8 protein-coding genes are annotated in these 7,785 nt (G+C 59.2%); 7 read left to right on the plus strand and 1 reads right to left on the minus strand.

Annotation, left to right across the window (positions count from 1 at the left end):
- From KBB36_RS20220 to KBB36_RS20250, 7 genes are all read left to right on the plus strand, one after another.
- Positions 1-989: aldehyde dehydrogenase family protein (locus KBB36_RS20220; RefSeq protein WP_290985458.1), on the plus strand; the 989-nt coding region annotated here is incomplete at its 5' end.
- Between the two features lie 28 nt (positions 990-1,017).
- Positions 1,018-1,926, plus strand: a complete 909-nt coding sequence (locus KBB36_RS20225) for an ABC transporter substrate-binding protein (RefSeq protein ID WP_290985460.1) — start codon at positions 1,018-1,020, stop codon at positions 1,924-1,926.
- Positions 1,927-1,960: 34 nt separating this feature from the next.
- The gene (locus KBB36_RS20230) at positions 1,961-2,494 is read left to right on the plus strand and encodes a cupin domain-containing protein (RefSeq protein ID WP_290985462.1); all 534 of its coding nucleotides are present in this window, start codon (positions 1,961-1,963) and stop codon (positions 2,492-2,494) included.
- A gap of 382 nt (positions 2,495-2,876) precedes the next feature.
- Positions 2,877-3,914: an ABC transporter substrate-binding protein gene (locus KBB36_RS20235; protein ID WP_290985465.1), complete on the plus strand. Its 1,038-nt coding sequence runs from the start codon at positions 2,877-2,879 to the stop codon at positions 3,912-3,914.
- Between the two features lie 96 nt (positions 3,915-4,010).
- Positions 4,011-4,817 carry an ABC transporter ATP-binding protein gene (locus KBB36_RS20240; protein WP_290985468.1) on the plus strand — a complete coding sequence of 269 codons (807 nt, stop codon included), beginning with the start codon at positions 4,011-4,013 and terminating at the stop codon, positions 4,815-4,817.
- A 64-nt stretch (positions 4,818-4,881) separates the two neighbouring features.
- Positions 4,882-5,718, plus strand: a complete 837-nt coding sequence (locus tag KBB36_RS20245) for an ABC transporter permease (RefSeq protein ID WP_290985470.1) — start codon at positions 4,882-4,884, stop codon at positions 5,716-5,718.
- 16 nt (positions 5,719-5,734) lie between these two features.
- Positions 5,735-6,721: a hypothetical protein gene (locus tag KBB36_RS20250; protein ID WP_290985473.1), complete on the plus strand. Its 987-nt coding sequence runs from the start codon at positions 5,735-5,737 to the stop codon at positions 6,719-6,721.
- 9 nt (positions 6,722-6,730) lie between these two features.
- On the opposite strand, the gene KBB36_RS20255 is transcribed toward KBB36_RS20250, so the two are convergent.
- Positions 6,731-7,678, minus strand: a complete 948-nt coding sequence (locus KBB36_RS20255) for an alpha/beta hydrolase (protein ID WP_290985476.1) — start codon at positions 7,676-7,678, stop codon at positions 6,731-6,733.
- Positions 7,679-7,785: the final 107 nt, after the last annotated feature.

Raw genomic sequence — 7,785 nt, forward strand, 5'->3', positions numbered from 1 at the left:
CGGCAATCACGCCGTTCAATGCGCCGGTGAATCTGCTGGTGCAGAAGGTGGCGCCAGCCATCGCTGCCGGTAATGCCGTCGTGGACAAGCCGGCGCCGGCGGGCACCCGCACGGCTCTGCGCCTGGCCGAGCTGTTTCAGGCTGCCGGCTGGCCTGATGGCTTGTTCAATGTGGTGACCGGCGATCGTGCTGCCGCCCTGGCTGTGTCGGCGCATCCCGATGTGCGGGCGGTGTCATTCACCGGTGGCACAGCAGCCGGCGAGGCTCTGGCACGGGCTGCTGGCGCGAAGAAATTTCTGGCTGAGCTTGGCTCAAATGCCGCCAATATTGTGTTGGCCGATGCCGATCTGTCGGCAGCGGCGGCAAAGATTGCGCGTGCCGGTTTTGAAGCCAGCGGCCAGCAATGTATTTCGGCCCAGCGGGTGCTGGTGGATCGTGCTGTGCTGGCAGCATTTACGCCACTATTTGTTGAAGCTGTGGCCGGCCTGCGGGTTGGCCCGGTGGCCGATGCCGCAACCGATATCGGCCCGATGGTGAGCTTTGCGGCGGCGGATCGGGTGTCGGCAATGGTGCAGGATGCGGTGGTGCATGGCGCTGAATTGCTGCTGGCGCCAAGGCGGGAAGGCGCTTTGCTTTCACCGGCCATTCTGCTGAATGTGCCGGCAGAAGCACGCTTGTGGCGCGAGGAGGCATTTGGCCCGGTGGTGGCGATCGTGCCGTTTGATGGCATCGATCAGGCCATTGCTCTGGCGAATGATTCGCCCTTTGGCCTACAGGGGGCGGTATTCACCAACAATCTGGCGCATGCCTTTCGTTTCTCTGAAGAATTTGAAGTCGGCTCGCTCTGGGTCAATGAAGCCAGCCGTTTCCGGCTCGATATGTATCCCTTTGGTGGCGTGAAGCAGAGCGGCGTCGGCCGCGAAGGTGTGCGGTATGCCATTGAGGAATTGTCGCAGATCAAATTTACCGGCATTCGGCTGACAGCCTAGTGCCGGGCCTGAAACAGGAGGGGCGGCAATGCAGTCATTAAAAGTGGTGGTTTTTGAAGGGGTGCAGAACCTGGCGATTTTCGCCGCCCAGGCGCAGGGCTATTTCGTTGCCGAAGGCCTGGATATAACTCTCAGTTTCACGCCGGATTCCACCATCCTGCGGAATGGCCTGGCTGCCGGTGAATACGATATCGCGCATACGGCGGTGGATAATGCCATTGCCATGGTGGAATTGGCGCAGCAGGACGTAGCGGTAGTGCTGGGTGGTGATAGCGGCTTCAATGCCCTGCTGTTTCAGCCTGATATTGCCAGTTTCGAAGCGTTGCGCGGACAGACAGTGCTGGTGGATGCGCCGAACACCGCCTTTGCCCTGGCGCTTTACAAGATCATGCAGAAGCATGGCCTGGAGCGTGGCGATTACATTGCCCAGCCGGTGGGGGCGACGCCGTTCCGTCTGGCGCGGATGCGTGAGGATAAGGCAGCCAAGGCTTCGATCATGAACCTGCCTTTCCGCATCCTGGCGCAGCGCGCCGGCTTGCGCCTGGTTTGCGAAGCAACCGACGAAATCGGGCCATATCTTTCCACTGCCGGCTTTGTGATGCGGCCCTGGGCGCAGCAAAACCAGGCTGCACTCACCAGCTATATCCGCGCCTATCTGCGCGGGCTGCGCTGGGCGCTGACGCCAGCCAATCGGGCCGCCGCTATTGCCTTGCTGGCCGAACGGCTGCGCTTGGCAGCCGATGTGGCGGCAGAGGCCTTTGCCATCGCCAGTGCCGAGGGTGGCCTGGCGCGCGATGCGGCAATCGATATCGACGGGTTGAGCAATGTGCTGGCTTTGCGCGCCGATGTGGAGGGGCAATGGGGCGGCCAGGCGCCGCCGGCCGAAAAGTATATCGATACGCGGTTTTACGCAGCGGCGCTGGCGTCGCTGAACTGACGTTCACATTAACTGGAGTGAAAAGGAGAAATTCATGGGTGTTGCTCGTCATAAGCGTCCGAAGGAACTTGAAGACAAGTCGCTGGAGGAAATCCTTGCCAGCCATGTTGGCGAGTTCCGCAGCAAGCGGGCGGATTGGGCGGCCTTCGAGGATGCCAAGATCGAGGGCTTCAAGCGCGCACAGCATCGTTTCATCGGTGCCGGCGGCTCCGGCAAGCATAACGATCCCACGGTGATCCCGGCCCGCAACATGACGCTGTCGATCATGTATGTCGAACCCGGCCAGGGCAATGCGGCGCATACGCACGAAGTTGAAGAAGTGTTCTTTGTGCTTGATGGCTTTCTGGATGTGTTTGTTGAGGATGAAGATGGCCGCCGGCTGACCAAGCGGCTTGGCAAATGGGATTGTATTTCCTGCCCGCCGGGTGTGATCCATGGCTATGAGAATAACAGCCTGGAGCGCGTGTATTTTCAGGTCATGCTGGGCCGCGCCAAGCCGGAAACCATGGGCTATGCCGATGAACAGCTCTATGAGCGCCGTGGTGCGCATTTGGCGGAAAAGGATTGAGTGACGCTGTGGTGCTTGGCTGGATTCATGTGCGCCCCAAACGCGTATCCAGCCAAGCGCTGCGGATGTGCTTGCTGCGCGGCGGTCAAATTTAGGGCTGATGACGCAATAACGGCTGCTTTCATGCTCAAAAAATAGGATGCGGATTGTTGCTGGTTGCGTTGGTTGTAAATTTTGTAAGTGACAAGAAACCGCTTTGCGTATGCGTTTTTTGTATCTATAAAAACTGACGAGTTAGTAAAGTAAGAAAAACTCGGTGCTGCTGGCGGCAATCATTCGCAAGCAGATTCCGTTGGGGTGGCGAAGCGCTTCAAGGTGATGTGATGCAGATCATGGTCTGCATTTTGCAAAGCCAGGCGCGGTATAAACGGAAGGAAATCACATGGAACAACTCTCCAAGTATTCATCGCGTCGCCGCCTGCTGGCCGCGGCAATGGTAGCTGTGGCGACCGGTTTTGTGGTGCTGCCGGCGCATGCGGCCGAGCCGCGCCCGGTCAAGATGCTGCTGGACTGGATTCTGAATGGTCCGAATAGCGGCTTCGTCGTGGCGCGCGAGAAGGGCTTCTACAAGGAAGCCGGCCTCGATGTCAGCATCGAGCAGGGCAAGGGCTCGGGCAGCACCGCCCAGCTGATTGCCAGCAAGGTAGCCGATTTTGGTTTCTCGGATGGTTTCGTTGTCACCAACGGCATTTCCAAGGGTATGGATGTGAAGGTGGTGGCCGGCATCTTCCGCCGCAATCCCACCGCAGTGATTGTGTTGAAGGATTCAGGGATCAATTCGCCCAAGGATCTGGAAGGCAAAACCATCGGCATCGCCACCGGTGCGGCGCAGTTCCAGCAATGGCCGGCCTTTGTTGGCGGCTGCAAGCTTGATAGCAGCAAGATCAAGGTGGTGAATATCGATCCGGCCGGCTATGTCGCCTCGCTGGTTGCCGGCCAGCTCAATGGCGTGGCTGGTTTTGCCCAGGGCATGGTTCCCACCGTGGAAGTGCGCGCCAACAAGGAAGCCAGCATCTTCTGGTATGCTGATTGCGGAATCACGGCGGTCAGCAATGGCATTATCGCGCATAGCGATTATGTGAAGGCCAATCCGCAGGTGGTGAAGGATTTTGTGCGCGCCAGCCTGCGCGGCTTCCTTTATGCCCGTGCCAATCCGGATGAAACCACCGATATCATCAAGAAGTTTCAGCCGAATGCGGTGCCGGCCATATCCAAGCGCGAAATGGCCATTTCCTGGACCAACTGGGTTACACCCAACACCGCCAACAAGCCGCTCGGCTGGATGTCTGAGCAGGATTGGGCGGCGACCATCGAAACAGCGAAAAATTTCGGTGGCATGACCGGCCATCTGACCACGGCGCAAATCTACACCAATGAATTTGTGCCCACTGAGGCCGAATTCATTCCGCCGCAGAACTAAGCCAAGGTCAGGTTCGGCGCAGTGATGTGATACTGTCCCGTTCACCGCAGCTTTGCGGTGAACGGGCGGATCACACATAGCCTCTCGGAGTTCAGGATGACGCAAGTTGCAGCAACGCAGGATGATGGTGGCGTCCCGTGTTTGAATATCGACCAGATCACCAAGGTCTATAATACGCCGACGGGAACCGTGCGGGCGCTGGATGAAGTTTCAATCAAACAGCGACGCGGTGAGTTTCTCTCGATTGTCGGTCCCAGCGGCTGCGGCAAAAGCACGCTGCTGATGATTGCCGCCGGCCTGTCGGCACCTTCCACCGGCGCCATCTTTGCTGAAGGCAAGCTGGTGACGGCGCCCCGCACCGATATCGGCATTGTGTTTCAGAGCCATGTGCTGCTGGAATGGCGCACCGTGCTGGGCAATATCATGTTGCAGGCCGAGGCGCACAAGATCGAGCGCAAGGAAGCCGAGCATCGTGCCATGGCGCTGCTGCGTTCGGTGGGCCTGGATGGTTTCGAGAACAAGTATCCGCACGAACTTTCCGGCGGCATGCGCCAGCGTGTTTCCATCTGCCGTGCGCTGGTGCATCAGCCCAAACATCTGCTGATGGACGAACCATTTGGCGCGCTGGATGCGTTGACCCGCGACCAGATGATTCTCGACATGCAGAAGCTCTGCAAGGAACATGAAATATCGGTGCTGCTGATCACGCATAGTGTGGCAGAGGCGGTTTTCCTGTCTGACCGCGTGATCGTGATGACGCCGCGCCCAGGTAAGATAGACCGCGTTATCGATATCGATCTGCCGCGCCCGCGCCGCCTGGTGGACCGCGAGAATCCAAAATTCAGCCGCTACAGCCGGGAAATCCTGGAGATGTTCCTGGCACGCGGTGTGCTGCGCGAGTGAGCATTGCGGATGGCGCCGTGTTGCCTGGGCGCCGGTTTATGATAGTTGCAGAAGGGGTGGTAAGATGACACAGGATGTGGAAGCGGAGGTATTGCGCCGTCGCAAGGCTTTTGAGCGACGCGAGCGCATATCGTCGATTGTTTATCCGGTTTCGGTGGTCGTAATTCTGCTGGTGATATGGGAGGTGCTGACGCTGGCCTTCGATATCCCGATTTTCTTGTTGCCTAAGCCCACCATTGTGATTGATGCCCTGGGCGGCAACATGGAATTGATCCTGCGGGAAGGGATGGTCACGGCGCTTGAGATTGCACTGGGCTATCTGCTCAGCATCGTGGTTGGCATACCGCTGGCATTGGCGATTTTTCTGTGGCCGATTTTCTCGCGGTCGATCTATCCGATCCTGATCGCCTCGCAGGCAATGCCGAAAGTGGCGGTGGCGCCGCTGCTGATTGTCTGGTTCGGCTTCGGCTTGCTGCCCAAGGTGCTGATCGCCTTTCTGATTGCCTTTTTCCCGATTGTCATCAACACCGTGATGGGGCTGACCTCGATTGAGAAAGAGAAGATCTATCTGGCGCGCTCGATGGGCTTGGGGGTGTTTGATACCTTTTTCAAGATTCGGCTGCCCAATGCGCTGCCATCGATTTTTGGCGGCCTGAAAATCTCCATCACCCTGGCGGTGGTTGGTGCCGTTGTGGGTGAATTTGTCGGCGGCAATGCCGGCCTGGGTTATCAGCTCATGGTGGCTAATGGCAGCATGGACACACCGCTGCTTTTCGCGGTTTTGTTCGGCCTCACCATTCTTGGTATCGGCATGTTCTTCCTGGTTGAACTGGCTGAGCGCCTGATTGTGCCTAGCCACATGATCGGCGCCGGCAATGGTGGCAGCCGCGAGTCAATGTAGGCCAGGAGGCCAAGCCATGTCGCTCTATAGCCTGCTGCGGCCACTCCTGTTTCAGCTTACGCCTGACCGGGCGCATGACCTGGCACAAACTGCGCTGCGCTGGGCTCTACCCTGGCAGGTGCTTGGCGCGCTCTCCGGCTTGCAGCAGGCAAAAGCGCGCCCGGCGCAATATGCCGGCGTGACTTTAGCCAATCCGATTGGGCTGGCTGCCGGTTTTGACAAAAACTGTGATCTGCTGGATGCGCTGTCGCAGCTTGGCTTTGGTTTCCTCACCGTTGGCTCGGTGATGCCAGAGCCGCGTTTCGGCAATCCGTTTCCGCGTCTGGTGCGCCACCCTGCTGAGGAAGCGCTGGTTGACTCCATGGGGGTGCCCAGCAAGGGGCGGGCCTATGCGGTCGAGCGATTGAAGGCTTTTGACCGCCGCCGCACCATACCGATCCTGTGTAATATCGGCGGCTTCTCGGCCGAGGAAATTGCGCGCGGCTTTTTTGAGGTCGAGCCGTATATCGATGCGGTCGAGATCAGCCTGATGTGCCCTAATGTGCTGGGGCCGGGTGAGCATTTTGATGCCATCGGCCTGCTGGAACAGATATTGGGCATGATCGGGAAGCGCCGCAAACCAGCCACGGTGCGGGTGCCGAATGATGTGGCGCCATCGGATGAATTGCTGTCGCGGCTGATTGAAACCTGCATTGCCGGTGGTGTGAGCGGTATCAAGATCGGTGGTGGTCGGCCGGTGGTGGAGCCGGGCCTTGGTACCGGTCGTGGCACATTGCATGGCGCGCCGATCCGTGATGCGGCATTGACCAATCTGAAGCGCGCTGTGGGCTTTGCCGCCGGGCGGCTGGATGTGAAGGGCAATGGCGGCGTATTCACCGCCGCACAGGCGGCGAGCATGCTGGATGCCGGCGCTGCCTGCATTGATCTCTATTCGGCTTTTATCTATCGCGGCTGGGGCATCGCGCGCGAGATCAATCGCGGATTGGCTTCTCGCGCTGCTTGAGGCGTGCGATCAGGCGCGCAGCGGATCACGCATAAAATCCAGGATGGCATCGCCCAGCGCGCTTTCGGCCGTGTTGAAATGGCCGATGATTGACGTGTGGTTATGGCGTTTCAGCCGCATCACCGGTGGCGCCTTGCGTTTGGCCAGCGCCAGCCGATGCGCCAGTTCCAGGCAATACAGATCAATCAGGGGATTCTCGAATTCGGCAAAGCCGACAAAGGTGGGGATGCTATCCGGGCCAACATGCGTCACCGGCGACACATCGTCGTAGCGGCTGGCATCGGCGCCATAATAGGTTTCCACCCGGCGGGCATTGGGGTTTTCCGGCAGATTGTCAGCGCGCACGCGGCCGCTGATCACAATCAGTCCGGCCAGGCCGGGGCCAGAGGCCGGTTGTAGGCGTTTGTCATAGGCATAACTGCCAACATGCGCGCCGCCGGCAGAATGCCCCATCAGGAAAATCCGTTCGCGATCAATGCCGAGTGTCTCCGCATTGTCGTGGGTCCAGGCTACCATGCTGGCCACATCGCGGCTGGCTTCGGGATAGGCCGAATCATCGGCCAGGCGATAGCCGATGTTGATACCCAGCACGCCATGGCGGGCGAAGAAATGCAGCACGTTGGCATAGATTTCACTGCTGCGGTTGCGATGCCCTTCAACAAAGGCGCCGCCATGCACAAACAGCAAGGCCGGGCGCGGCGCGCCATCCGGCAGACCGGCATAGGGCGCCAGCGGATGAAAAACATCAAAGCGCTGGCGCGGATGCGGGCCATAGGCGATATCCGCTTCCACCCGTGCGGCATGTTTGGGCGCTGCTGCCAGCAGCTTGGAGAATTCATCGATCATGCGGCGCACATTGCCGCCGGTATCGGCGCCCCAGCGTGGTCCGATCTCCGCCATCAGGTTCCATAATTCGTCAGGAATCACAGGCAGGGTGGTTGGCTCGGCTTGGGTCATGGCAATTGTACAATGCGGCTGGAATGGGGGGACAGGCCAGTCAGTCTATAGTATAACCGCCAGCGAGACGCTATCCGGAAAGTCATGCGGAAAGCGGGCCGCCCCAA

The organism is Ferrovibrio sp. (assembly GCF_017994015.1).
Classification (GTDB): Bacteria; Pseudomonadota; Alphaproteobacteria; order Ferrovibrionales; family Ferrovibrionaceae; genus Ferrovibrio.